This is a genomic window from Faecalibacterium sp. AM43-5AT (genome assembly GCF_003603345.1).
In the GTDB taxonomy this organism is placed as follows: Bacteria; Bacillota; Clostridia; order Oscillospirales; family Ruminococcaceae; genus Faecalibacterium; species Faecalibacterium taiwanense.
Genome location: NZ_QVGZ01000002.1, coordinates 93,817 through 119,366, shown reverse-complemented (window position 1 = coordinate 119,366; position 25,550 = coordinate 93,817). Strand labels below are relative to the sequence as shown.

At 61.1% G+C, this 25,550-nt stretch carries 19 protein-coding genes; all 19 read left to right on the top strand.

Annotated features, from left to right (window positions below; translation table 11 throughout):
• Positions 1-135: 135 nt before the first annotated feature.
• The 19 genes from DW937_RS04440 to rsfS all read left to right on the top strand — a co-directional run bounded on the left by DW937_RS04440 (position 136) and on the right by rsfS (position 25,523).
• On the top strand, positions 136-3,492 hold the full coding sequence (locus DW937_RS04440) for a PD-(D/E)XK nuclease family protein (protein WP_120120248.1): 3,357 nt from the start codon (positions 136-138) through the stop codon (positions 3,490-3,492).
• Positions 3,489-7,211: a UvrD-helicase domain-containing protein gene (locus DW937_RS04435; RefSeq protein WP_120120247.1), complete on the top strand. Its 3,723-nt coding sequence runs from the start codon at positions 3,489-3,491 to the stop codon at positions 7,209-7,211. The genes DW937_RS04440 and DW937_RS04435 overlap by 4 nt, the downstream gene beginning before the upstream one ends.
• A gap of 421 nt (positions 7,212-7,632) precedes the next feature.
• Positions 7,633-8,211, top strand: coding sequence for a translation initiation factor IF-3 (gene infC / locus DW937_RS04430; RefSeq protein WP_005944384.1), 579 nt, complete (start codon positions 7,633-7,635; stop codon positions 8,209-8,211).
• An 18-nt stretch (positions 8,212-8,229) separates the two neighbouring features.
• A complete protein-coding gene (gene rpmI, locus DW937_RS04425; protein ID WP_005928215.1) occupies positions 8,230-8,433 on the top strand; it encodes a 50S ribosomal protein L35 in 204 nt (67 codons plus the stop codon).
• Between the two features lie 54 nt (positions 8,434-8,487).
• The gene (gene rplT / locus DW937_RS04420) at positions 8,488-8,838 is read left to right on the top strand and encodes a 50S ribosomal protein L20 (RefSeq protein WP_005928218.1); all 351 of its coding nucleotides are present in this window, start codon (positions 8,488-8,490) and stop codon (positions 8,836-8,838) included.
• Between the two features lie 203 nt (positions 8,839-9,041).
• The gene (locus tag DW937_RS04415) at positions 9,042-9,824 is read left to right on the top strand and encodes an RNA methyltransferase (protein ID WP_120120246.1); all 783 of its coding nucleotides are present in this window, start codon (positions 9,042-9,044) and stop codon (positions 9,822-9,824) included.
• Positions 9,821-10,957 (top strand): DNA-processing protein DprA, encoded by a 1,137-nt coding sequence (gene dprA, locus DW937_RS04410; protein WP_120120245.1) that lies wholly within the window; start codon positions 9,821-9,823, stop codon positions 10,955-10,957. Before DW937_RS04415 ends, dprA begins: the two co-directional genes overlap by 4 nt.
• 128 nt (positions 10,958-11,085) lie before the next feature.
• Positions 11,086-13,170 carry a type I DNA topoisomerase gene (gene topA, locus DW937_RS04405; protein ID WP_120120244.1) on the top strand — a complete coding sequence of 695 codons (2,085 nt, stop codon included), beginning with the start codon at positions 11,086-11,088 and terminating at the stop codon, positions 13,168-13,170.
• Between the two features lie 12 nt (positions 13,171-13,182).
• Entirely contained in the window at positions 13,183-14,556 is a 1,374-nt protein-coding gene (gene trmFO / locus DW937_RS04400) for a methylenetetrahydrofolate--tRNA-(uracil(54)-C(5))-methyltransferase (FADH(2)-oxidizing) TrmFO (protein WP_120120243.1), read from the top strand.
• A gap of 15 nt (positions 14,557-14,571) precedes the next feature.
• The gene (gene plsX, locus DW937_RS04395) at positions 14,572-15,588 is read left to right on the top strand and encodes a phosphate acyltransferase PlsX (RefSeq protein WP_120120242.1); all 1,017 of its coding nucleotides are present in this window, start codon (positions 14,572-14,574) and stop codon (positions 15,586-15,588) included.
• A gap of 181 nt (positions 15,589-15,769) precedes the next feature.
• Positions 15,770-16,444 carry a ribonuclease III gene (gene rnc, locus DW937_RS04390; protein WP_120120241.1) on the top strand — a complete coding sequence of 225 codons (675 nt, stop codon included), beginning with the start codon at positions 15,770-15,772 and terminating at the stop codon, positions 16,442-16,444.
• Positions 16,445-20,002, top strand: a complete 3,558-nt coding sequence (smc, locus tag DW937_RS04385) for a chromosome segregation protein SMC (protein ID WP_120120240.1) — start codon at positions 16,445-16,447, stop codon at positions 20,000-20,002.
• Positions 20,003-20,033: 31 nt separating this feature from the next.
• Positions 20,034-20,984: a signal recognition particle-docking protein FtsY gene (gene ftsY, locus DW937_RS04380; protein ID WP_005944371.1), complete on the top strand. Its 951-nt coding sequence runs from the start codon at positions 20,034-20,036 to the stop codon at positions 20,982-20,984.
• A 93-nt stretch (positions 20,985-21,077) separates the two neighbouring features.
• Positions 21,078-21,770, top strand: a complete 693-nt coding sequence (gene rdgB / locus DW937_RS04375; RefSeq protein WP_120120239.1) for an RdgB/HAM1 family non-canonical purine NTP pyrophosphatase — start codon at positions 21,078-21,080, stop codon at positions 21,768-21,770.
• Between the two features lie 323 nt (positions 21,771-22,093).
• A complete protein-coding gene (locus DW937_RS04370; protein ID WP_005944364.1) occupies positions 22,094-22,390 on the top strand; it encodes a YhbY family RNA-binding protein in 297 nt (98 codons plus the stop codon).
• Positions 22,391-22,392: 2 nt separating this feature from the next.
• Positions 22,393-23,076: a nicotinate (nicotinamide) nucleotide adenylyltransferase gene (nadD, locus tag DW937_RS04365; RefSeq protein ID WP_120120238.1), complete on the top strand. Its 684-nt coding sequence runs from the start codon at positions 22,393-22,395 to the stop codon at positions 23,074-23,076.
• On the top strand, positions 23,027-23,605 hold the full coding sequence (yqeK, locus tag DW937_RS04360; protein ID WP_118526314.1) for a bis(5'-nucleosyl)-tetraphosphatase (symmetrical) YqeK: 579 nt from the start codon (positions 23,027-23,029) through the stop codon (positions 23,603-23,605). The genes nadD and yqeK overlap by 50 nt, the downstream gene beginning before the upstream one ends.
• A 138-nt stretch (positions 23,606-23,743) precedes the next feature.
• Complete coding sequence (locus tag DW937_RS04355; protein WP_243111423.1) at positions 23,744-25,117, top strand: LCP family protein; 1,374 nt, start codon at positions 23,744-23,746, stop codon at positions 25,115-25,117.
• Positions 25,118-25,139: 22 nt separating this feature from the next.
• Positions 25,140-25,523, top strand: coding sequence for a ribosome silencing factor (rsfS, locus tag DW937_RS04350; RefSeq protein ID WP_120120237.1), 384 nt, complete (start codon positions 25,140-25,142; stop codon positions 25,521-25,523).
• The last annotated feature ends 27 nt before the right edge of the window (positions 25,524-25,550 follow it).

The window sequence follows — 25,550 nt, the reverse complement described above, 5'->3', positions numbered from 1 at the left end:
TCCTCTCTTGTGTGGAAAAGTTTGTCGGTCCAAGTGTACCACAGCTGCAGGCTAAAAGGTAGAGAATCACACTTTTTTTGAGAGGATTTTCGTGTTACAATAAACACAGATCGTTTTTTTAGGAGGAAGTGCCCCATGCTCAAACTGGTTTTAGGCGGCTCCGGCAGCGGCAAGACCACCCTGCTCTATTCCCGCATCCGCGCCCGGGCCGAGGCAGGCCGGCGCAGCATCCTTCTGGTGCCGGAACAGTTCACTTCCAGCACGGAGGGCCGCATCTACCGGGAACTGGGCGATGCTCTTTCCGGCATGGTGGAAAGCTTTTCCTTTACCAGTCTGGCCGAGCGCATCCTCTCTGCCGAGGGCGGCGCGGCGGTGCAGACCCTTTCGGACGCGGGCCGCGCCGTGCTGGTGCGCCGCGCGCTGGAAGAGCTGCAGGATCATGTGCATTACTACTACCGCCACCGCCGCAGTGCGGCCTTCTGCCAGATGGCGGCCCAGACCATCGACGAGCTGAAAAGTGCCGGCCTTTCCGGCGCACAGCTGGCAGAGCTTGCGCCGGACTGCGGGCCGGAAAGCGGCAAGCTGAGCGAGCTGGCACTGATCTTTCAGGGGTACGAAACGCTGCTGGCGGGCACCGGCATGGACCCCGCCGACCGGCTGGAGCTGGCGGCTGACCGGCTGGAAGCCGCTCTTGCCCGGGGCGAACTGCCGGACTTTCTGCGGGAGCGGGAAGTGTTCATTGACGAGTTCGATACCTTCAACGCACCCAAAAAGCGGCTGATGGGCGCGATGCTGGCAGCGCTGCCCACCGTCACGGTGGCCCTGTGCGACGACGGTGCGCCCATGGTGCCGGGGGATATGGGGCTTTTTTCCGGCGCAAAGCAGGTGGCCGCACAGCTGCGGCAGCTGGCCCGCAAAAACGGTGCTGATGCGGCAGTGCCGGAGCTGCTGCGCCGCGACCTGCGCCATAAGGATGCGCCCGGCCTTGCGGCTGTGACAGAGCTTTTAGAGACTGGCACCTGTGAGGTGCCGCCCGCTGCGCCGGAGGTGCGGCTGTTTGCCGCTGCCAGCCGGGAAGAGGAAGCCCGCTGCACCGCTGCGGCCATCCGCCGCCTGATGCGGCAGGGCGTGCGCTGCGGCAAAATGGCCGTGGTCTGCCGCAATATCCCGGATTACCGTGCGGCCATCCGGTACGAGTTCCGCATGGCAGATATCCCGCTTTACTGCGATGAACCCACCACCCCGGAGTTCAGCGCCCCGGCTACGGCGGTGCGTGCACTGCTGGCACTGCTGCGCGGTGCGGATATGACCGAAAACCTGACCATTCTTGCCAAGACCGGCCTGTGCGCTCTGACCGAGCCGCAGGTCTGCGCGCTGGAAAACTATGCCTATACCTGGTCACCCAATGCGGCGGCATGGCGCACAAAATTTGAGAAAAGCCCCAAGGGCTTCGGCGAAAATGAACTGTCCGATGAGGATGCAAAAACGCTGGAGGATGCCGAGACTGCCCGCCAGCTGCTGGTAACAGCCGTGGACGAACTGCGCAGCAAGGTGCGGGGCGGCAGCGCCGAACAGATCAGCCGGGAACTGTATTTCTGCCTGAAAAAGCTGGGTGCAGAAGAGCAGCAGGCAGCGCTGGTGGAAGCCGTCCGCACTGCCCGAGGCATCCCGGCGGCAGAGGAAGCGGCCCGCGAGTGGAACGTGGTGATGCAGCTGCTCAACGAAATGGCCCACCTGCTGGGCGGGCAGGGTGTGACCTTTGCAGAATATGAGGACCTGTTCAGCCTGCTGCTGCGCTCTTCGGACCTTGGGCACATCCCGCAGACGCTGGATGCCGTGGTGCTGGCAAGCGCGGGCAAAATGCGTCTGGACGCGCCGGACTATGTGTTCGTGCTGGGCCTTGCGGAGGGCGAATTTCCCTGTGCACCGTCCGAGACGGGCCTTCTGACCCACGCCGACCGCGATGTTCTGATGGCAAAGCAGATCGATCTGCCGGACTGCTTTGAGAACCGCGTGGTGCGCGAGCAGGTGTGCGTTTACAAAGCCCTCACCGCACCGGCAAAGGGGTTATGGCTCAGCTGGCCCAAGGGGCAGGGCAAGACCCTGTGCGCAGCGCTGGAGCCCATCGTGGAGGCCCTGCATCCGGCGGCACCGGAGCTGGAGCTTCCCGACCTTGCAGCCACCCCCGCCGATGCACTGGATACGCTGGGCGGCTGGCCGCTGACCGACACGGAACGCGCCAGCCTGACGGAGGCGCTGCGTCTGCCGCAGACGGATGCACCCCGGGGCCTTGCGCTGCTGCAGCGCATGGAGGAGGCCCCGCCCCGGCAGGTGAACGATCTGTCTGCGCTGAGCGGCCTGCTGGGGCAGCGGCTGCGCATTTCGCCCAGCCAGCTGGAAAAATACTATACCTGCCGTTACGGCTATTTTTTGCAGTATGTGCTGGGCCTGAAGCCCCGCAGACGGGCCGAGCTTTCTGCCGACCAGAGCGGCACCCTGATGCACTGGGTGCTGCAGATGGCGCTGGACCCGCACCCGGATGCGGATAATCCCTGCGCCGGGCTGGCCCCATTTCTGGAGCTGGACGATGATGCCATGGCAGGCCTTGCCGGCCTGCTGGTGGATAAATATGCAAAGCGCTATCTGCCGGAGGATACGGCCCGGTTCGCCTATCTGCTCTCGCGGCTCAAAAAAAGCATGACAAGCCTTTTGTGCTACCTGCGGGACGAACAGAAGCAGTCCTGCTTCCACCCGGCAGCCTGTGAGCTGCGCATCGGCTCCGGGGAGGATGCCGTGCCCGGGCAGGTGTATCATCTTTCGGACGGGCGCACGGTGCAGCTGGTGGGCACGGTGGACCGTGCCGACGAGTGGGTGGAGGAAAACGGCACCCGCTGGGTGCGGGTGGTGGACTATAAGACCGGCACCAAAAAACTGAACCTGAAAGAGGTATACTGCGGGCTGGACTGCCAGATGCTTCTGTATCTGTTCAGCCTGACGCGGGATAAGAGCGGCCGCTTTACCGGTGCGGAACCAGCAGGCGTGCTGTATCTGCTGGCAGACCCGGCCCCCAAGACCACCAACCGCCAGCAGGCACAGCAGGACGTGCAGTACGAGTTGGACGGCCTTGTGAGGGACGAGCAGAAGGTGTTCGATGCCATGGATGCGGATGAGACGGGCCGCTACCTGCCCTTTGGCTACCGCAACGGTGTACCCAGCCCCAGCCAGAAGGATAAGCGTGCCGATATTGCAAAGCTCAACCGCATCCAGCTGCATCTGGATGATCTTGTCACCCAGATGGGCCAGCAGCTTTACGATGGGCAGATCGCTGCAGAACCGCTGGTGGCAGGCGCAGGCAGGAACCCCTGCATCTGGTGCGACTACAGCTTTATCTGCTGCCACGAGACCGGCATCGGCGAGCGGGCACTGGAAGCCCCGGCCAAACCCTTTGAGCCGGAAGAGACCGAGAACGAGAAGGAAGGTGAGCAGGCATGAGTGGACCCAAATGGACTCCGGCCCAGCGCGCTGCTATTGAGGACCGGGGTGGTGCGCTGCTGGTGAGCGCAGCGGCGGGCAGCGGCAAAACAGCCGTGCTGACCGAACGCGCCGTGCGGCTCATCACCGATCCGGACCACCCGGTGGATGCGGACAAACTGCTCATCGTCACCTTTACCAATGCGGCGGCGGCAGAGCTGCGGGCACGCATCGGGCAGGCACTGCTGCGGCTCAGCCAGCAGCAGCCCCACAACACGAGCCTGCGCCGCCAGCGGATGCTTTTGCAGCGTGCGCCCATCTGCACCATTGACGCGTTCTGTCTGGACCTGCTGCACAAGCACTTTCAGGCACTGGACATCCCGCCGGACTTTGCCCCGGCAGACCCCGGCAGCGTGGAGGTGCTGCGGGCTTCGGCGCTGGCCGAAACGCTGGAAAATGCCTACCGCGACCCGGACTTCTGTGCCTTTGCCGACCTTTACGGCAAGGGCCGCACCGATCAGGCCGCAGGCAATACCATCCTGCATGTGTACGATTTTCTGCGCGCTCTGCCGGACTACGACCGCAGGCTGGACGAATATCTGACACCTTGGCAGCGGGAAAACGGCTTTGCTTTTACCTGCTGGCATGACCTGCTGCTGGCGGAAGCGGCCCGCTGCGCAAAGGCCGCGCGGGAACTGCTGACGGCAGCGCTGGCAGACTGTAAGGAAGATTTTGTCCTTGCACAGGCACAGGCCGAGGAAAAAGGCAAGACCGCTGCTTCCAAGGCAAAGGCCGTGGCCGGTGTCAACGATAAATTTGCAGAGCCGCTCTCCCGGCTGGAAAGCGCCGCCGCCCTGCTGGGCGAGGTGGAACGGCTGGCTGCGGCAGGGCAGTGGACACCGCTGTACGATAAGCTGACACCCTATGTGCTGGGCATGGAGGAGATGCCCGGCTTCAAGGGCATGAAAAAACGGCTGACCGGCGATCATAAGGCGGCGGTCAGGACCCGCGCAGACGAAGCCGCCAAGCTGTTCGAGCAGATCACGGAGCTTATCTCCTGCAGCGAGGAGGAGGCCGAAGCCGACCGCAGGGAGGCCCTGCCCCGGCTGCGGGCGCTGTTTGCCGCCGTGCGGGATTTTGATGCCCGCTTCTCGGCAAAGAAAAAGGAGCGCAAGCTGCTGGAATTCAGCGATTTTGAGCATCAGGCCCTGCGGCTGCTGCGCACACCGGATGGCGTGTGCACCCCGCTGTGCCAGAGCATCCGGCAGAGCTATGCCGCCGTGATGGTGGACGAATATCAGGACACGAACGCTTTGCAGGATGCCATTTACCGCTGCCTTGCTTCCCCGGCGGGGGATGACCTGTTCCTTGTGGGCGACCTGAAGCAGAGCATCTACCGCTTCCGTCAGGCCGACCCCAGCATCTTCCGGGCTAAGCTGAACGCATGGGCACCGTTGCCCGGCGGCACTGCCCGCCCCCGCCCGGAGGAGGGTACGGCAGGCGGAAACGCTCTGCTGGCGCTGGATGCGAACTTCCGCTCCGCCCCGCAGGTGGTGGCAGGCATCAACTTTATCTTTGAACAGCTCATGACCCCCCAGCTGGGCGATACCGCCTATGGCGACGGCCAGCGGCTGGTGTGCGGTGCACCCGGCGACTACGCAGGCAGCGTGGAAGCGCACTTCCTGCCCGACGACACCGCTGAGACCGACGCGGCGTGGATCGCCCAGCGCATTGAAGAACTGGTGAAAAACGGCGAACCAGTGCGGGACGGCAGCTCCACCCGCCCGGTGCAGTACGAGGATTGCTGCATCCTGCTGGCGGCGCGCGGCGACTTCCACGCTTATGAGGAAGCGCTCACGGCCCGGGGCATCCCGGTGTATGCGGATGCGCGCGAAAACTTGATGGAAGCAGCGCACATCCGTCCGCTGATCTCGCTTTTGAAGGTCATCGACAACCCGGCGCAGGATATCTACCTTGCCGCCGCCATGCTGGGGCCGATGTTCGGCTTTACGGACGACGACCTTGTACGCCTGCGTGCCCAGAGCGCCGCAATGCAGAAAAAGGCGCAGGAGGAACAGGGCGCGAAGGAAACGGGCAAAAGGGCTTCCCGCATGAGTCTGTACGGCGCAGTGCTGCAGGTGGTGCAGAATGGTGATGAAACTCCGTTCACCCGAAAGGTGAAAGACTTTTATGGCCGACTCGCCGCACTGCGGCGCATGGCCCGCAGTGCCCCGGCAGAACAGCTGCTGGAAGAGATCTTTGTCTCCACCGGCTATCTTGCTGCGCTGGGCGTACTGGAAAACGGTGCGCATCGCCGGGAAGATGCCCGGCGCTTTGCGGCTTTCTGTGCACAGACCGGTGCAAACGGCATCTCGGCGCTGGTGCGTGCCATCGACGCGGCGGCGCAGGCCGGTTCTACCGGGCAGGACACTGTGCCCGGCGGTGCGCGGCCTGGCTGTGTGACCATTATGACCATCCATCGCTCCAAGGGTCTGCAGTTCCCGGTGGTGTTCGTGGGCGACACGGCCCGGCACTTCAACCTGAGCGACACTTACCAGCCGGTGCTGCTGCACCGGGAATACGGCGCGGGCCTGCGCCTGCGCCCGGAACAGGGCGAGAGCATGTACAAGACTGCAGCCTACGCGGCCCTTGCCAGCGTCCATGCGCAGGAAACGCGCAGCGAGCAGATGCGCCTTTTATATGTGGCGCTCACCCGTGCACAGGATAAGCTGATCCTCACGGTGCCGCTGGGCATGACCAAGACCGGCAATCCCTTTGCCAAGGCGGCAGCGTTCCTTGCTGCGGGCGCGGGAGAAACGCTGAACCAGCAGGCGGGCAGCTTTGCCGACTGGCTGCGTGCAGCGCTGCTGGTGCATCCCTTCGGCGGGCCGCTGCGGCGGCTGGCAGGAGATCTGGAACTGCCCTTTGTGTTTACGGAAAGCGAGATCATGGTCACGGTGCAGGAAGCTCAGCCGGAGCCGGAAACACCGGAACAGGAACCGGAAGCGGCAGAGCCTGTCCCGGCAGACCCGGCATTGGTGGCTCAGCTGCAGGAGGGCTTTGCATGGCGGTATCCGGCGGCAAAACTGGCTGCGGTGCCCGCCAAGGTCAGCGTGACCAGCATCGTGCACAAGGCCGAGCAGACCACGCTGGAACGCCCTGCCTTTCTCTCCAAGGACGGACTGACTGCCGCCGAAATGGGTACGGCCCTGCACGCTTTTCTGGAACATGCGGACTTTGCCTCCCTTGCTGCTGCCAAAGCGGCGGGCACGCTGGAGGAAGCCATCCTTGCAGAGCGCCAGCGGCAGGTGGACACCCGGCTGGTAGCCCCGGAAATTGCGGAAAAACTCAATGCAGACCGCATCCGCCGCTTTGCCGAGAGCGAAGCCTTTGCAAAGATCTGCGGGGCAGACGAGGTACTGCGGGAGCTGGCCTTCATCACGGCGCTGCCCGCGTCGGCCGTGCTGACGGCACAGGGCGCTTCCGCGCAGGAAGCCGCCGCCGTGCAGGATGAGCAGGTGCTGGTGCAGGGCATTGCAGACCTTGTGCTGGTGTTCCCAGATCATCTGGAACTGCTGGATTACAAGACCGACCGCCGCAAGACCGAAGCGGACTTCCTGAGCGCCTACCGCCCGCAGCTGAACCTCTATGCCCTTGCCATCGATAAGCGCTTTGCGCCGAAGAAGGTAACGTATAAGGGCATCTACTCGCTGGAGCTGGGGAGGCTGATCGAAGCGTAGGAGAACGTCGGTGCCGCCCACTCCGTCCTGCTTCCGCTCGCCAGTCCATCCAGCGTGAGAAGCCCTCGCACTTCCCGTTAAGGCTTTTTGGTCGATTTTAATTGCAGCCTACACTTTAGACCATGGCTTCGCGTCATCCTGCCGGAGTGGGCGGCACCGATGCCCGGGCAGATGCTGCTCCCTGATGGCCTGCCTTTCGGAAAAGTCATATTTTTCCCGCAAAACGCATAAAAAGTGCTTGACAGCGCTTTCTGCCTGTGGTAAAATAGCCGGGTAAAGAAAGCAGCTACGGCCTGTGCCGCGCTCGCCTTGCGAGGGAAAGATCCCCCGGGCTATACCTGAAGGCAGTTCATTACGAGTGGACTGCGGCTTTGAGTGAATTTTTGCGCGGCTGTCCTGAAAATGGGCGGCCGCGTTTTCTATGCCAAATATTGCAACAAAATGGATTTTGTTTGGAGGTGCATTCATTATCGCTACCGCTGGAAAGTCGAAGGAACTGGAGATCAACGGTCAGATCCGTGACCGTGAGGTCCGTCTGATCGGTGCAGACGGCGAGCAGAAGGGCGTTGTGTCCATTCAGGTGGCCATGCGCGCTGCTGAAGATGCTGGTCTGGATCTGGTCAAGATCGCACCGCAGGCTGTTCCGCCTGTGTGCAAGGTGCTGGATTACGGCAAGTACCGTTTTGAACAGCAGAAGAAGGAGAAGGAAGCCAAGAAGAACCAGAAGGTGGTCGAAGTTAAAGAGACCCGCCTTTCGCTCAACATTGACACCAACGACTTCAATACCAAGCTGAACCAGACTGCCAAGTTCCTGGCAGCTGGCCACAAGGTTAAGGTTTCGATCCGCTTCCGCGGCCGTGAAATGGCGCACAGTGCTCTGGGCGCAGACGTGCTGAAACGTTTTGCCGAGGCTCTGCCTCAGGCATCCACCGATAAGCCGCCGGTGCTCGAGGGCCGCACGATGTCCATTCTGCTGATCCCGAAACCCAATAAGGACTAATTTTAGGAGGAAACTAAAATGGCTAAGATGAAACTGAAGACGCACTCCGGCGCTAAGAAGCGCTTTAAGCTGACCAAGAACGGCAAGATCAAGCGCGGCCACGCATTCCGCAGCCACATCCTGACCAAGAAGACCACCAAGCTGACCCGTGGCTACCGTCAGCCCAGCTACGTTGATAAGACCAACGCAGCTACCATCAAGAGCATGCTGCCCTACGCCTAAGAGCGAGCCGCAGGCAAACACATTCTATTGAGACAACTAAAGGAGATATAAAAAATGGCACGTATCAAGGGCGCAACCATGACTCACAAACGTCGTAAGAAGATGCTGAAGCTGGCCAAGGGCTTCTACGGCTGCAAGAGCAAGCACTTTAAGATGGCCAAGCAGCAGGTCATGAAGAGCGGCAACTACGCTCTGGCTGGCCGCCGCATGAAGAAGCGTCAGTTCCGCAACCTGTGGATCTGCCGCATCAACAACGCAGTTCGTCCTCTGGGCATGAACTACTCCACCTTCATGGCTGGTCTGAAGAAGGCTGGCATCGAGCTGAACCGCAAGATGCTGTCTGAGATGGCTATTAACGATCCCAAGAGCTTTGCAGCTCTGGTCGAGACCGTCAAGAACGCCTGATTAGGAACTTGAATCGTGACGCCCGCGCGTATACGCGGGCGTCCGTTTTGTATCCGGGGTTCTTACGGCAGGGAAACATGTTTTTCAGGGCAGCGCCCTGCCGCAGGAACGCTTTGTGGCAGACGCTGCCCTTTTTGCATTTTTTGAACAAGACGGCAGATTACTTTTTGAACGACAGTACAGCGAAAGGTTGAATACACACGATGGACGAAAAAATCACCAGCCGGGAAAACGCAAAGATCAAATACGCCTGCCGCCTTTCTTCCAGCGCGGCATTCCGCCGCAGCGAGGGCCGCTTTCTGGCCGAGGGCCGCAAGCTCTGCCCGGAGCTTGCTCGCAGTGCGCAGCTGGAGACCTTATTTTATACGGAAAGCGCTATGGCAAAGTGCCCGGAGCTTGCCGGGCTGCCCGGTGAACACTACCTTGTGGAAGACCATGTGGCCGATAAGCTGGCCGATGTGGGCACCCATCAGGGGGTGTTCGGCGTGTTCCGTACCCCGGTGCACACACTGGACGAAGTGAAGGCCGGCGGGCGGTATCTGGCGCTGGAACGGGTGCAGGACCCCGGCAATGTGGGCACCCTGCTGCGCTCTGCTGCGGCCTTTGGCTTTGACGGTGTGATCCTGAGCGACGGCTGTGCCAATGTGTATGCCCCCAAGACCCTGCGCGCTTCCATGGGTGCGGCAGTACGCATCCCGGTGATCGAAGCCGGTGCCATGCCCGATGCCATCACCCAGCTGCGCGCAAAGGGTATCACCTGCCTTGCTGCCGCGCTGTACAAGTCTCAGCCGCTGAGCGCGGCGCAGGCAAGCTGCCCCGGCGGCATCTGCGTCGTCATTGGCAGCGAGGGTCAGGGCCTGACCGATGAGACCATTGCTGCCTGCAGCAGCACGGTGCGCATCCCCATGACCGACCGGGTGGAAAGCCTGAACGCCGGCATTGCGGGCAGCATCCTGCTGTGGCATTTCCGGGAGGAAAGCCTGTGAGCGGCCTTGCAGGGCAGACCAGCCTTTTCCCGCCGGAGCCTGCCCCGGATCCGCTGCTGTGCTGGCTGTGGCTGGCCCATGTGCTTGGCCCGGCCAGCGTTCACGCGGGCCGTGTACTGGATGCCTTTGGCGGTGCACAGGAAGCATGGGAAGCCCGCGATACGGCAGAATTTCGTCTTGCGGCGGGGGAGGCAGCAGCTCTGCGGGCGCAGCAGCTGGTCCCGGAACAGTACCACCCGCTGGTGATGCGGTGCGATGATCTGGGTGTGCGCATCCTGCCGTTTGACGACCCGGACTATCCGCTGGCGTTTTCCCGCATCCCGGATATGCCGCTGGTGCTCTACTGCACCGGCGATCCGCTCTGGCTCAACGAGCCGGGCGCGGTGGGCATTGTGGGCAGCCGCAAGCCTACCGAATACGGCCTAAACGCAGCGGCGGACATTGGCGGGGAACTGGCCCAAAGCGGTGCTTTGATCGTCAGCGGCCTTGCGGACGGGCTGGACAGCGCCGGGCACCGCGCTGCTGTCAAAAACAACTGCCCTACCATTGCTGTGATGGGCGTGCCCATCGACCGCACCTATCCTGCGGCCAATGTGGTGCTGCGGCACAAGATCGAGCAGAAGGGCTGCGTGATCAGTGAGTACCCGCCCCGCAGTGAGGGCGTTGGCCCAAATGGGTTTTTGCAGCGCAACCGGCTCATTGCGGCGCTCAGCTCTGCATTGCTGGTGGTGGAAGCGCAGGAAAAAAGCGGCACCATGTCCACTGTGTCTCACGCCGAACGCTATGGCAAGCCGGTGTTCGCGGTGCCGGGCAGCATCTACTCGCCCAATTCCGCAGGCACAAACGGCCTTTTGCGGGACGGCAGAGCGCGTGCCGTGTGTTCTGCTGCTGACCTGCTTGGCCCGCTGGGCCTGCGCCGGCAGAGCGCAGCGGCGGTGACGGCAAAGCAGCCGGAGCCTCTGAGCGAGAACGAGCGGAAGGTGCTTTCCTGCATCGGGCCGCAGCCCCTTAGCATTGAGGAGCTTTGCGTGCGCAGCGGCCTGCCCACAGCGATGCTGCTGGGCACCCTGATGAAGCTGGAGCTTTCCGGCCGGGTGCTGTGCATGCCGGGCAAGCGGTATGTGATAAAATAGTATAATTTCTGCTGGCGCAGCACACAACAGCTGTGGTATGATATAAAAATAGAGAATCCCGTACTGTGCAGTTGCACGGTGCGTTCCTGATAGAGAAGAAAGAAAATTTGAAATGGGAGTAAACTCGAATGGCGAAACTGGTTATCGTGGAGTCGCCTGCTAAGGCGAAAACCATTGGCAAGTATCTGGGCGATGATTACGAGGTCACCGCAAGCATGGGCCATATCCGTGACCTGCCCGCTTCCCAGCTGGGCATCGATGTGGAGCACGGCTATGCCCCACAGTACATCAGCATCAAAGGCAAGGAAAAGCTCATCAAGGAATTGAAGAGCAAGGCCAAACACGCAGACGGCGTGCTGCTGGCAACCGACCCGGACCGTGAGGGCGAAGCCATCAGCTGGCATCTGGCAAACATTCTGGGGCTGGACCCCCACGAGCCGAACCGTGTGACCTTTGACGAGATCACCAAAAAGGGCGTGAAGGAGGGCATGGCCCATCCCCGCGCCATCGACGAAGATCTGTTCAACGCACAGCAGGCCCGCCGTGTGCTGGACCGTCTGGTAGGCTACAAGCTCAGCCCGTTCCTCTGGCGCAAGGTGCGCCGGGGCCTTTCCGCAGGCCGCGTGCAGAGCGTGGCCGTGCGGCTGATCGATGACCGCGAAAAGGAGATCGAGAGCTTCAAGCCCGACGAATACTGGAACGTGGATGCCACCCTCGGCGCGGGCCACAAGAGTTTTACCGCCCGGCTGGCCACCGATGCCAGCGGCAAAAAGCTGTTGCCCAAAAACGAAGCCGAGGCCCGCGCCATTGAAAAGGGTCTGGAAGGGGCCGAGTACGTGGTGGCAGAGCTGAAAAAGGGCAAGCGGGCAAAGCAGCCCACTCCGGCTTTTATCACCAGTACCCTGCAGCAGGAGGCATCCCGCCGCTTGGGCTTTACGGCCACCCGCACCATGCGCGCTGCCCAGACCCTGTACGAAGGCGTGGACATTGCGGGCCACGGCACCATGGGTCTGATCACCTACATGCGTACCGACAGCCTGCGCATCTCGGATGAAGCCGTTGCCGCCGCAAAGGAATATATCGCAGGGGCCTACGGTGAAGCCTATATCTGCCCCTACAAGCGCACATGGAAGACCAAGAGCGCCACTGCCGCACAGGATGCCCACGAGGCCATCCGTCCCTCGGTGCCGTCCCTGACACCGGACGAGGTGGACAAGAGCATCAACGGCGACACAGCAAAGCTCTACCGCATGATCTGGAGCCGCTTCATGGCCAGCCAGATGGCAGACTGCCAGCAGGACACCGTGTCCGTCACGGTCAGCGCGGCGGACTACCGTTTCAAGGCCAGCGGCTATACCGTTACCTTTGACGGCTTCACCGTCCTGTACGAGGAAGCCACCGACGAAAAGGAAAAGAAGGAGACCGCCCTGCCTCCGCTGGAGCAGGGTCAGGTGCTGAAGCTGCGCGACCTGAAGAGCGAGCAGAAGTTCACCCAGCCGCCCGCCCGCTACACCGAAGCGACCCTCATCAAGGCACTGGAAGAAAACGGCATCGGTCGTCCTTCCACCTACGCACCCATTATCACCACCATCATCGACCGCGGCTATGTGGAGCGCGACCAGAAAAAGCTCAAGCCCACCCTGCTGGGCCGGGCTGTGGATGGGCTGATGCTGGAGCAGTTCCCCCACATCGTGGATGTGGACTTCTCCGCCCAGATGGAAAAGAATCTGGATAAGATCGAGAGCGGCAAGGCTGACTGGCACAAGACGGTGGACGACTTCTATCAGGGCTTTGCGGCAAGCCTCGAGCAGGCCGAAAAGAACATGGAAGGCAAGAAGGTCAAGGTGCCGGATGAGCCTTCCAGTGAGGTATGCGACCTGTGCGGCCGTCCCATGGTCATCAAGGTGGGCAAGTACGGCAAGTTCCTGGCCTGCAGCGGCTTCCCGGAGTGCCGGGGCACCAAGCGGCTGGTCAAGGATACCGGCGGCATCTGCCCCAAGTGCGGCAAGGGCCGTATGCTGGAGCGCAAAAGCTCCAAGGGCCGCATCTATTATGGCTGCGAGCGCTACCCGGACTGCGACTTTATGACATGGGACATGCCGGTGCCCACCAAGTGCCCCAAGTGCGGCAGCACCATGTTCCGCAAAGGCTCCAAGCTGTATTGCGCAAAGGAAGGCTGCGGCTACGAGATGCCGGTGCCGAAAAAGGACTAAAAGGATAAAACTATGAACTATCAAGTAACCGTGCTGGGCGCTGGTCTTGCGGGCTGTGAAGCCGCCCTCTGGCTGGCTGGCAAGGGCGTGCAGGTAGACCTGTACGAACAGAAGCCCGTGCATTTTTCGCCCGCACACAAAAGCGCAGGCTTTGCAGAGCTGATCTGCTCCAATAGCCTGAAAGCTGAACGGCTGGACTCTGCTTCCGGCCTGCTGAAGGAAGAGATGCGCCGGATGGGCAGCCAGCTGCTGAACGCCGCCGAGACGGCCCGCGTGGCCGCTGGCGGTGCGCTGGCGGTGGACCGCGATGCATTCAGCGCCGAAGTGACCCGCATGGTGGAAAGCTGTGAGAATATCACCGTCCACCGGGAGCAGGTGGAGCACATTGATGAGACTGCCCCCGTTCTGGTGGCCACCGGTCCCCTGACCGACGGCGCACTGGCCGATGAGATCGGGGCCTTGACCGGTGACGAGCGGCTGCACTTCTACGATGCCGTGGCCCCCATCGTCACCGCTGAAAGTCTGGACTACAACAAGGTGTTTGCCGCCTCCCGCTATGACCGGGGCGAGGCCGACTACTTGAACTGCCCTTTCAACAAGGAAGAGTACGAGAATTTCCACGCAGCTCTCGCGTCTGCCGAGCGCGCACCGCTGCACGACTTCGATACCGGGGCCGAGCAGTCTGCTCAGCCCGACCCGGATGCCCACGGCAAAAAGGCCGATACCGTCACCGTGTACGAGGGCTGTATGCCCATCGAGATCATGGCCGCCCGGGGTGCCGACACCATGCGGTTCGGTCCCCTGCGCCCGGTGGGCCTTGTGAATCCCAACACCGGACACCGTCCATGGGCCAATGTCCAGCTGCGGGCCGAAAATAAGGAACGCACCCTGTACAACATCGTGGGCTTCCAGACCAACCTCAAGTGGGGAGAGCAAAAGCGGGTGTTCAGCATGATCCCCGGGCTGGAAAATGCCGAGTTTGTGCGGTACGGCGTCATGCACCGCAACACCTTCCTCGATGCGCCCCGGGTGCTCAGCGCCCAGCTGTGCCTGAAAGAACACCCCAATGTGTTCTTTGCGGGCCAGATCACCGGCTTTGAGGGCTATATGGAAAGCGCTGCCTGCGGCCTGCTGGCGGCCCGCAGCCTGTATGCCCGGCTGGAAGGCAAAGAGCTGCCCGCCCCGCCTGTGGATACCATGTGCGGTGCGCTGGTGCAGTACCTGACCACCGAGAACAAGCACTTCCAGCCCATGGGCGCGAATATGGGCATCCTTCCTCCGCTGCCGGAGGAGAGCCGCCCGCGGGACAAGCGCCTGCGTTACATGGCACAGGCTCAGCGCGCTGTTGCCAGCTTCCAGCACTGGCTGGATGAAACTTCTCTTTAAGAAGGGAGAAAAGCTATGAAGATTATCGTGGATATGATGGGCGGCGACAACGCCCCTCTGGCTGTGCTGGAGGGTGCCGCACAGGCTGTCAAGGAGTACGGTGTGCAGCTTATCGGCGTGGGTAACGAGGCGCTGGTGCGCAAGACCGCTGCCGAGCACAGCATCCCGCTGGACGGCATTGAGCTGGTGAACTGCACCGAGGTCATCGACATGTGCGATGAGCCTGCCCGCGCCATCCGCCAGAAGAAGGATTCCTCCATCGTGGTGGGCTTGAACATGCTGAAAGACGGCAAGGGCGATGCCTTTGTTTCCGCCGGCAGCACCGGTGCGCTGCATGTGGGCGCAAGTCTCATCGTGCGCACCCTCAAGGGCATCAAGCGCCCGGCTCTGGCTACCATGGTGCCCGCCAAAAAGCAGGCTTATCTGCTGCTGGACTGTGGTGCCAATGTGGAGTGCCGCCCCGAGATGCTGGCGGCGTTCGCTGTCATGGGCAGCTGCTATGTGAACAAGGTGGAAGGCCGCTGCAGCCCCAGCGTGGCGCTGGCCAACAACGGTGCGGAGGAGAGCAAGGGCACCCCCATGCTCAAGGAAGCACACCAGCTGCTGAAAACCACCCCCGGCGTCCGCTTTGTGGGCAACATCGAGCCCCGCGATGTGCCGGGTGGCGAGGTGGACGTGGTGGTGTGCGATGGCTTCACCGGCAATGTGATCCTCAAGCTGACCGAGGGCGTGGCGAAAATGCTGCTGGGCATGCTGAAACAAATGTTCCTCGCAAACCTCGGCGGCAAGCTGGCCTATCTGCTGCTCAAGGGCAGCGTAGCAGACCTGAAGCACCAGATGGACAGCGAGGAGTACGGCGGCGCACCTTTCCTGGGTGCAAGGCAGCCGGTCATCAAGGCCCACGGCTCTTCCAAGGCCAAGGGAATCAAGAACGCCATCCGTCAGGCAAAGATCTGCGTGGAGAACGATCTGTGCGGCACCATGCAGTCTGCGCTGGATGAGCTGGCTGCGGCACAGAAAACTGAGGAATAAGGGAAGCGGGCTTGCCCTCTCCGTCATTGCTTTGCAATGCCACCTCTCCCAGAGTGAGAGGCTTTGGCAGTTCGTGCAGACTGCATCGATTTGCCAAGGGCTCCCCCTTTGGGGGAGCTGGCGAACGGACGTGAGCCTGAGAGGGCGAGGATGCTGACCATCAATAAGGGAGCTAAAACATATGAGCCATCAGTTGGAAACAATTATTGGTTATAAGTTCAAAAACCCGGAGCTGCTGGAGATCGCGCTCACCCATACCAGCTATGCCAACGAGAGCCGCATCCCGGTCAAGCACAACGAGCGGCTGGAATTTCTGGGCGACAGCGTGCTGCAGATCGTCTCGGCAGATTATCTGTTCCACGCCTATGCCGACCGGCCGGAGGGCGACCTGACCCGCATCCGCGCCAGCCTTGTCAGCGAGGGTGCACTGTTCCAGTTCGCGCAGGAGATCGATCTGGGCGAGTACCTGCGCCTTGGCCGCGGCGAGGAGCGCTGCGGCGGACGCAACCGCCCCAGCGTTGTGTCCGATGCGTTTGAAGCGCTGATCGCGGCTTTGTATCTGGATGGCGGCATGGATGTGGCCCGCAGCTTCATCCTGCCCTTTATCACCGAGGGCAAGCACGCCGAGGCCGACTACAAGACCCGCCTGCAGGAGATCGTGCAGCAGAACCCGGAAGAGCGGTTGAGCTATATAGTAGAAAGCGAGTCCGGCCCGGATCACGACAAGCATTTCGTGGTGGCGGTGCGGTTCAACTCTGACCGCGTGGCCCGTGGCGAAGGCCGCAGCAAAAAGGCCGCTGAGCAGTGCGCTGCCAAAGAAGCGCTCAAGCTGCTGGGCGTGATAAAGGAAAAGTAAATGGTATTCAAGGAACTGGAGATCCAGGGCTTCAAGAGCTTTCCCGATAAAGTCAAAATTCGGTTCGACGCAGGCGTTACCGGTGTGGTGGGTCCCAACGGCTCCGGCAAGTCGAACCTTTCGGACGCAGTGCGCTGGGTGCTGGGCGAGACCAGCTCCCGCCAGCTGCGCGCGGCAGGCAAGATGGAGGACGTAATCTTCGGCGGCACCCGGCGGCGCGGAGCCATGGGCTTTGCGCAGGTGCGGCTGACGCTGGATAACGCAGACCACACCTTTGATGTGGATGCGGACGAAGTGACCATTGGCCGCAAATATTACCGCTCCGGCGACAGCGAGTATACCATCAACGGGCAGGTGTGTCGGTTGAAGGATGTGTACGAACTTTTGCTGGATACCGGCATTGGCCGCGACGGCTACTCGGTGATCGGGCAGGGCCGCATTGCGGAGATCGTGGCCGCAAAAAGCAGTGAGCGCCGCGAGATCTTTGAGGAAGCCTGCGGCATTGCCAAGTACCGCTACCGCAAGACCGAGGCGGAACGCCGCCTTGCTGCGGCGGGCGAAAACCTTGAACGCCTGCGGGACATCCTTGGCGAGCTGGAAAGCCGGGTAGGCCCGCTGGAAAAAGAGAGCGCCAAGGCAGAAAAGTTCCTCGAGCTGGCCGCACAGCGCAAAACGCTGGAAGTGACCCTGTGGACCGACGGTGTGCACCGTGCGCGCGAAGCCGTGCGCCAGCAGGTGCGGGACTACGAGACAGCACAGGCCGACTACGAGCGCTTTGACCGGGAGACGAAAGCCGCCGAGCAGGAGGCTGAGGAGATCCGGATGCAGGCACAGCAGCTGACGGTTGCTGTTGAGCGCCTGAATGGGGATATCCGCAGCATCACCGAGCAGATCAGCGGGTCGGAGAGCCGCATCGCTGTGCTGGAAAACGACATCCTCCGCAACGAGGAGAGCGCCGCATCCCTGCAGGAAGAGATCAGCGCCGGGGAACAGGACAGCACCGAGGCACAGGCCGCCTTGCAGCGTCACCGTGCCGTGGCAAAGACCATGGAAGCGGAGGGCGAAAAGCTGGCGGCAGAGATCGAGGCACTGAACGCGGAGATCGCACGTCTGACCGATGCCAGCAGTGCCAGCGGTGCCCGCAAGGATACCCTGAAAGCAGAACTTGCCGGCCTGACAGCCCGGCGCACCGAAGCGCAGGTGGCGCAGGCCGCTGCCGAAGCTGCCGGGGAAACAGCCCGCCAGCGCCTGCCTGCCCTTGAGCAGAGCGTGCAGGAAAGCACCGCCCAGCGGGACGAAGCAAAGCAGGATCTGGACGACACCATCAAGTATCGCCGGATGCTGGAAGAAAACGAGAAGCAGCTGGCAAATGTCCGTTCCGGCGTGGAACTCAAGCTGAAAGGCCGCAAGGCTGCGCTGGACGATGCCGACGCGGCAGAGCAGAAGCTTGGCCGGGAGCTGGATGCCGCCCGCCAGCGCCTTTCCGTGCTGCGGGAGCTGGAAAAGAACATGGACGGCTATCAGAACTCGGTCAAGGCCGTCATGCGTGCTGCCGGTGCACGCCGCCTGCGGGGCATCATCGGGCCGGTGTCCGCCATCTTAAAGGTGGAGCCGGGCTGTGAAGTGGCTGTGGAAACGGCTCTGGGCGGTGCGCTGCAAAACATCGTGGTAGAGAACGAAGCCGCTGCCAAAGCGGCTATTGCCCTGCTGCGCAATGACAATGCAGGCCGCGCCACCTTCCTGCCGCTGGATACCGTCCAGCCCGGCGTGTTCCGTGGCCGACTCTCCGGTACGGCACGGCTTGCCTCTAGTCTGGTGCAGGCCGACCGCCGGTATGACAACATCGTATCGAACCTGCTGGGCCGCATCATCGTGGTGGACGACATCAACGAAGCTTCTCGCGTGGCGCGGGACAACGGCTTTCGCAGCAAGGTCGTGACCATGGATGGTCAGGTGATCAATGCAGGCGGCAGCTTTACCGGCGGCAGCGTCCAGCGCAGCGCAGGCCTGTTCACCCGCAAGCAGGAGATGGAAGAGCTGCGGGTGAAAGCGGCCAAGTTACAAAAAGACTGCCTTGCTGCACAGGAAAAGACTGACCGCTGCAAAGAGCAGGTAGATGCCCTTCAGGCAGAGCTGACCGCCACGGCCAGTGAACAGATCACCGCCGCCAACGACAAAGTGCGTGCCGAGGCAGAGCAGAAGCGGCTGGAAGCTGCTGCCGCCCAGCTGGAAACGGCCCGCAGCAACGGCCAGCAGCAGATCGACGCTTTGCAGGCGGCCTTGACAGAGAGCCGTGGCAAAGCAGAGGAAGCTGCCAGCCTGCAGGCCCGGCTGACGGCAAAGATCGACCTGCTGACGGCGGAGATGAACCGAATTGCCGAAGGCGACGACAACTTTGTGGCCCAGCAGACCGAACTGAGCCAAAAGCTCAGCGCAAAGCGGCTGGAACAGGTGACCCGCCAGAAGGATGCAGAACTGGCCTACAGCCAGATCGCAGCGCTGCAACAGCGGGCACAGGATGCCGCTGCCCGCCGCGCCACGCTGGAAGAAAGCCTTGCGGCACTGGTACAGCGCAGCGAGAGCTGCCGGGCAGAAATTGCAGCCATCCGGCAGGCAAAGTCCGACAGCCAGACCGAGATCGCCCAAAAAGAAAAGGCAATCCGGGAAGCCACGGAACAGCGGCTGGAACGCCAGCAGGCTGAAACAGCGGCACTGAGCCGGGCGCGCACTTCCTCCGACAGCCGCGAGGGAATGGGGCGCGAGATGGCCCGCCTTGCAGAGCGCAAGGCCGCTGCCGAGACCGAGTACGACCAGACCGTGGCAAAGCTGTGGGATGAATACCAGCTCTCGGTCAGTCAGGCAGAGAACCTTTGCGTGGAGTTTGAAAGCCTGACGGCCCTGCGCGCACAGGTGGCCGACCTGCGTGGCAAAATTCGCGCCCTTGGCAGCGTGAATGTGAGCGCCATCGAGGAATACAAGGAGGTCAAGGCCCGCTACGATGCCCTGATGCATCAGGTGACCGATGTGGAGGAAAGCCGCAATGAGCTGACCCGCATGATCTCCAAGCTTTCGGTACAGATGCGGGAGATCTTCTCCGACAGCTTCCGCGCCATCAACGAAAACTTTGGCCGCGTATTTACCGAGCTGTTCGGCGGCGGCGAAGCCAGCCTTGTGCTGGAGGATGAAAGCGATGTGCTCTCCTGCGGCATCGGCATCCGGGTGGCACCGCCGGGCAAGGTGATCAAAAATCTGGAAGCGCTTTCCGGCGGCGAGCAGGCGCTGGTGGCCATCAGCATCTACTTTGCCATTCTGGCGGTCAACCCGGCCCCGTTCTGTATTCTGGACGAGATCGAAGCCGCTCTGGACGATGCCAATGTGGTGCGTTTTGCCCAGTACTTACGCCGGGTGAGCGACAAGACCCAGTTCATCGTGATCACCCACCGCCGCGGCACAATGGAAGCCGCGAATGTGCTTTACGGCGTTACCATGCAGGAGGACGGCGTGTCCAAGCTGCTCAAGCTTGATCTGGAACAGGTTGACGCAACGCTGGTTTCCTGATATATATTAAAGAAAAAGATAGGAGGGCACTATGGGGTTCTTCGGATTTGGCAAGAAAAACAAAGAAAAAGAACAGGAAAAAATGAAAACGGGTCTGGAAAAGACCCGCACCGGTTTCTGGGGCAATATCCTCAACACCCTCACAGGCAGCGTCATCGACGATGATATGTACGATGATCTGGAAGAGCAGCTCATCCTTGCGGATGTGGGCGGCGAGGTGGCCGTGCGTCTGGTGGACAAGCTGCGCGACCGTGTGCACGAAAAGGGCCTGAAGACCGGCGAAGAGGCGGCGGATGCCCTGCGCGACATCATTGCCGAGGAAATGACACCGGATGCCGAGATGGATCTTTCCGGCAAGCCGGCCGTCATTCTGGTCATTGGCGTGAACGGCGTGGGCAAGACCACCAGCATTGCAAAGCTGGCCGATCACTACACCCGCGAGGGCAAAAAGGTGATGCTGGCCGCAGGCGATACCTTCCGTGCTGCAGCCAGCGAACAGCTGGAGATCTGGGCCGACCGCGCCGGTGTGCCCATTGTGAGCGCAGGCGAGGGCGCAGACCCGGCGGCTGTCATTTTCGACACCGTAAAGTCTGCCACCGCACGCGGCTATGATATGGTCATTGCCGACACCGCAGGTCGTCTGCACAACAAGGCAAACCTGATGGCAGAGCTTTCCAAGATCAGCCGCAGCGTCAAGAAGGCCAGCCCGGAAGCCAGCCTTGAAACGCTGCTGGTGCTGGATGCCATCACCGGCCAGAACGCCATCAGTCAGGCCAAGGAATTCTGCAAGGCTGCAGATGCTACCGGCATCATCCTGACCAAGCTGGACGGCACCGCCAAGGGCGGCTGCGTGGTAGCGGTCAAGCAGCGTCTGGGCCTGCCGGTGCGCTTCATCGGCGTGGGCGAGGGCATCGACGACCTGCTGCCCTTTACCCCGGAGGGCTTTGTGGAAGAGCTGCTCCCGCGCCAGTGGAAGCACTAAAACAGAACCCTCTCACCGTTCCGTCCGCTTGCAGCGGCGCGGAGACGGAGCTCTCCCAAAGGGGCGAGCTTTGAAAGCGGAAGGAGTATCAAGATGAAAATTTGTGCAGCTACCGGCAACGCCGGAAAGCTCCGCGAACTGCGCCGCATTCTGGAAGCGCAGGGCCACGAGGTGGTCAGCCAGAAGCAGCTGGGCATCACCATCGAGCCGGAGGAAACCGGCACCACCTTTGCCGAGAACGCCCTCATCAAGGCTGAAACCATCTGCAAGGCATGCGGTCTGCCCACCATCGCCGATGACTCCGGCCTGTGCGTGGATGCGCTGGGCGGTGCGCCCGGCGTGTACAGCGCCCGCTACTGCGGCCGCCACGGCGACGACGAAGCCAACAACGACAAGCTTCTGGATGTCATGCAGGCTGTGCCTGCCGGGCAGCGGGGTGCAAAGTTCGTGTCCGCGGTGTGCTTCATCCTGCCGGATGGGCGGCATCTGACCTGCATGGGCGAGTGCCCGGGCAGCATCGCCTTTGAACGGCTGTGCGGGGACTACGGCTTTGGCTACGACCCGCTGTTCATCCCCGCCGACTGCGGCGTGGGAAAGCACGATAAGCGCCCCAACACCGAGGGCCGCAGCTACGCCCAGCTGACCCCGGATGAAAAGGACGCCATCAGCCACCGCGGCAATGCGCTGGCAGTGCTGGAACAGCAGCTGCCGGGGTTTTTGAGTGCAGCCAAGGAAGAAGGCGTCATCGCACAGGTGTCTGGAAAAGTGGAGATCAGGCTGAAATGATTGTAAACCTGAAACGGGCTCGCCCTCTCCGCCTCACGTTGTTCGGCACCTCTCCCAAAGGGAGAGGCCTTGGCAAAACCACAAACTTTATCTCCTCGCCAGAGGCTCTCCCTTTGGGAGAGCTGGCGCGAAAGCGCCTGAGAGGGCGAGGACGCTGGCAGATACGCCCCATCCTGTGAAAAAGTAAAATTGAAAAATCCGCAGATTTTTCAATTTTACAAAAAATCATAGAAATTCCGCTGATATTGTCAGAGCGCAAGTGGAGACAATTCTAAATCGTTTCTTTATCGAAATATCAACCTCAAAATAAAGGAGAAAAAACTATGCTGACAAGCAAACAGCGCGCCATTCTGCGCGGCAAGGCAAACACCATGGACCCCGTTTTCATCGTGGGTAAGGGCGAGATCGACGAGACCATGATCCAGGGCGTGAAGGACTGTCTGGATGCCCGTGAGCTCATCAAGCTCAAGGTGCTGGAAAACAGCATGTACAATGCCCGTGAAGCTTCGGTCAAGCTGGCTGAGGCCACCGGTGCCGACTGCGTACAGGTGATCGGCTCCAAGTTCGTGCTGTACCTGCAGAAGAAAAAGGACAGCGCCTACGCTGATCTGCTGAAGTAAAAATGAAAGTTCTTCTCTACGGCGGTACATTTGACCCGCCCCATAACGGCCACCTGAACAATCTGCGCGCTGCCGCTGCCCGCGTGCAGCCGGATAAGGTGGTGGTGATGCCTGCCGGGCTTTCGCCCTTCAAGCAGAAGACCTCTGCGCCGGGCGCACTGCGGCTGGAAATGTGCAGCTGCTTCCATGCACTGGAAGAGGATGCGGACACGATCCCGCAGCTGGAAGTCAGCGGCTGGGAGATCGAGCAGGCCGCTGCCGGAAACCGCAACTATACGGTGCTCACGGTGGAAAAACTGGCCCGGGAAAATCCCGGTGCACAGCTGTACCTTGCCATTGGCAGCGATATGCTGCTGAGCTTTGACGGCTGGCACCGCTGGCAGGATATCCTGCGCCTTGCCCATCTGGTGGTCACCAGCCGCCATGTGGGCGACGACCCCGAGCTGCACGCAAAGGCTCTCCGGCTGGACCCCACCGGGGCACGCATCCTGTTTGCACCGGTACAGGCGCTGCCCATGGCCAGCAGCGACATCCGTACCCGTCTGGCTGCAGGCGAAGGGTGTGAAGCTGAGCTGCCGGAGGCGGTGCGGGCGGTTATCCGCCGGGAGAAACTCTACAAAAAGGAAGTATCAGCCAATGAACCTCAAACAGGCAAAGGAGCTTGTGCGCGGCCGCTTGAGCGATAAGCGCTATGAGCATACCTTGAATGTGAAAAAAACGGCCGTCAAGCTGGCAAAGATCTACGGTGAGGACGAGGAGCGGGCCGCGTTGGCAGCCCTGCTGCACGACTCGGCCAAGGAGATCAGCAAGGATGAGATGCGCGAGATCCTGCGCGCTTACCCCCAGTATGCAGAGGGCGGCGAAGAGCGCCCGGCCCCGGTGTGGCACGGCGTGTGCGCCGCCATTCTGGCCCGCACCCAGTGGGGTGTGACCGACGAAGCGGTGCTTAGCGCTATTGCCTGCCACACGGCGGGCAAACCCGGCATGACCCGGCTTGACAAAATTTTGTATCTGGCCGATATGACCAGCGCGGAGCGGGACTGGCCCGGAGTGGAAAAGCTGCGCAAGCTGGAAAAAAAGAATCTGGATGCCGCCATGCTGGCCGCGCTGAAGCAGACCAACGATTTCGTGCTCTCGCAGGGAAAACCTCTGGACCCGATGTCCAAGGCGGCCTATGAGGATATCCTGGCCCGCAGCGGGAAGAATGAACGGTGAGAGCACAGCTGCTCTGAAACAAGCGGAAACAGAAAACGGATTGCAGATTTCGTCGGATAATGCTATACTTAAGGGCATGACAGGTCTGCAGGAACATTTTTTTGCAGGACCGCGAAAATCTGGAGGATACAAAAAAGCATGAGCCAGACGCCACGCCATATCAATACTTCGCGTTCTCTGAACCGGCCGGATCCGGCAGCAGCCGCACCGCGCCACGCTGCGTCCAGCACGGATGCAAAGCAGAGCACAGGCGGTGCACACAATGAGCCGCCGCGCCGCCCGGCACAGGGAGCAGGGCAGGAGCCGCCGCGCCGCCGCAAAAAGAAAAAGAAAATGCCCCTCTGGCTGCCTTTTGCAGTGGTCATGGCCATCATCGCGGTGATCTCCGGTGTGGTGGTGTACGGAGTCAGCCTTGTAAACAAGGTGGAGGACAGCATCCGCCCGGACGACAGCACCCCTACCATTGAGGAAGAGGTCAAGACAGCCGAGGAATACAAGGGCGATGTGGTGAACATTCTGGTCTGCGGCATCGACTATGAAGAGGGACGCAGTTATTCCAACGACCCCACTTCCAATGATGGCATGACCGATATGATCCTGTACGTGCAGTTCGACATCAAGAACGGTGCACTGCGGATGCTGCAGATCCCCCGCAACAGCCTTGTCACCACCAAAAACAAAAAAATCACCCTGTCCAATGGCAAGACCTACGCCGCCACGAATTATCAGATCAACTCGGTGGCGATCTCCAATGGCGGCAGCATCGCCGCTCTGGCCGATGTCATCTACGATCAGTTCCGGCTGCCCATCGATTACTATGTGACGGTGGACATGCAGGCACTGGTGGATATGGTGGATAACTTTGGCGGCATTGAGGTGTATATCCCCCACGATATGTCCTACGGCGGCAGCAAACTGCTCAAGGGCTACCGCAATCTGAACGGTGCATCGGCAGAGTTCTTTGTGCGCTGCCGCCACGGCGACGGCTACGCCAATTCCGATATCGACCGCCTGAACATGCAGCGCTATTTCTATGCCGGCCTGTTCAAGCGTGCCCGCGCCATGGGTGTCACCGATATCCTGAACCAGCTGCCGCTGGTGTTCAAGAACTATATCAAGACGGATATGGACATTTCCACCATTGCAAAGCTGGTGGTGTCTTTCCTCAAGCTCGACAGCTCCAACATCATTCTGGCGCAGACACCGGTGTTCATGGGCGTGCCCAACGTGGGCAAGACCGACACCTTTGCCGGTTACTCCTGCGTGGTGCCGGATGCGGGTTCCATTGCAAACCTGCTCAACCAGTATTTCTGCACCTACACCGGCCCCATTGATGTGAGCGAAATGAACCTTGTCACCGACGAGTGGCCCCACGGCAGTGCATCCACCGATGCCAACGTGCAGTATATGGGCCGCATCGATAAGGAGTCGGACGATGCCATCCTGAGCGGCGATACAGACCTTGATGGCGCTGTTACCACCGACGGTCAGGCCGCAGGCTCCGCAAACTGAAACTGACAGAAAGGAAAAACATATGGAGAACTTCAACGACAGCAAGGCGCTTGCCATTGAGATCGCAAAGATCCTGGATAAGAAAAAGGCCCACGATGTGCGCGTGCTCAAGGTGGAAAGCCTGACCGTGCTCACCGATTACTTTGTCATTGCCTCCGGCACTTCCACCACGCAGGTGGCATCTCTGGCCGACGAGGTGGAGTACGAGCTTTCCCAGAAGGGTCTGGAGCCCTACAGCACGGAGGGCTACGATTCCAAGAACTGGGTGCTGCTGGATTATTCCAACGTCATCGTGCACGTATTCGTGCCCAACACCCGCACCTACTACGATCTGGAGCACCTGTGGGCCGACGGCGAACCCATTGATATCTCCGAGTACCTTACCCCGGATAGCACTGTCGAATAAGGCAGAACGGCCCTGCCTTTTGCGGCA

What these genes read in the sequence shown, in the direction of transcription:
- nadD (WP_120120238.1), top strand. Translation starts at nt 22,393, where the DNA reads ATGAAAGTTCTTCTCTACGGCGGTACATTTGACCCGCCCCATAACGGC.
- rnc (WP_120120241.1), top strand. Translation starts at nt 15,770, where the DNA reads ATGAGCCATCAGTTGGAAACAATTATTGGTTATAAGTTCAAAAACCCG.
- plsX (WP_120120242.1), top strand. Translation starts at nt 14,572, where the DNA reads ATGAAGATTATCGTGGATATGATGGGCGGCGACAACGCCCCTCTGGCT.
- DW937_RS04415 (WP_120120246.1), top strand. Translation starts at nt 9,042, where the DNA reads ATGGACGAAAAAATCACCAGCCGGGAAAACGCAAAGATCAAATACGCC.
- infC (WP_005944384.1), top strand. Translation starts at nt 7,633, where the DNA reads ATGCCAAATATTGCAACAAAATGGATTTTGTTTGGAGGTGCATTCATT.
- ftsY (WP_005944371.1), top strand. Translation starts at nt 20,034, where the DNA reads ATGGGGTTCTTCGGATTTGGCAAGAAAAACAAAGAAAAAGAACAGGAA.
- smc (WP_120120240.1), top strand. Translation starts at nt 16,445, where the DNA reads ATGGTATTCAAGGAACTGGAGATCCAGGGCTTCAAGAGCTTTCCCGAT.
- rplT (WP_005928218.1), top strand. Translation starts at nt 8,488, where the DNA reads ATGGCACGTATCAAGGGCGCAACCATGACTCACAAACGTCGTAAGAAG.
- rpmI (WP_005928215.1), top strand. Translation starts at nt 8,230, where the DNA reads ATGGCTAAGATGAAACTGAAGACGCACTCCGGCGCTAAGAAGCGCTTT.
- DW937_RS04355 (WP_243111423.1), top strand. Translation starts at nt 23,744, where the DNA reads ATGAGCCAGACGCCACGCCATATCAATACTTCGCGTTCTCTGAACCGG.
- rdgB (WP_120120239.1), top strand. Translation starts at nt 21,078, where the DNA reads ATGAAAATTTGTGCAGCTACCGGCAACGCCGGAAAGCTCCGCGAACTG.
- DW937_RS04440 (WP_120120248.1), top strand. Translation starts at nt 136, where the DNA reads ATGCTCAAACTGGTTTTAGGCGGCTCCGGCAGCGGCAAGACCACCCTG.
- DW937_RS04435 (WP_120120247.1), top strand. Translation starts at nt 3,489, where the DNA reads ATGAGTGGACCCAAATGGACTCCGGCCCAGCGCGCTGCTATTGAGGAC.
- topA (WP_120120244.1), top strand. Translation starts at nt 11,086, where the DNA reads ATGGCGAAACTGGTTATCGTGGAGTCGCCTGCTAAGGCGAAAACCATT.
- trmFO (WP_120120243.1), top strand. Translation starts at nt 13,183, where the DNA reads ATGAACTATCAAGTAACCGTGCTGGGCGCTGGTCTTGCGGGCTGTGAA.
- DW937_RS04370 (WP_005944364.1), top strand. Translation starts at nt 22,094, where the DNA reads ATGCTGACAAGCAAACAGCGCGCCATTCTGCGCGGCAAGGCAAACACC.
- rsfS (WP_120120237.1), top strand. Translation starts at nt 25,140, where the DNA reads ATGGAGAACTTCAACGACAGCAAGGCGCTTGCCATTGAGATCGCAAAG.
- yqeK (WP_118526314.1), top strand. Translation starts at nt 23,027, where the DNA reads ATGAACCTCAAACAGGCAAAGGAGCTTGTGCGCGGCCGCTTGAGCGAT.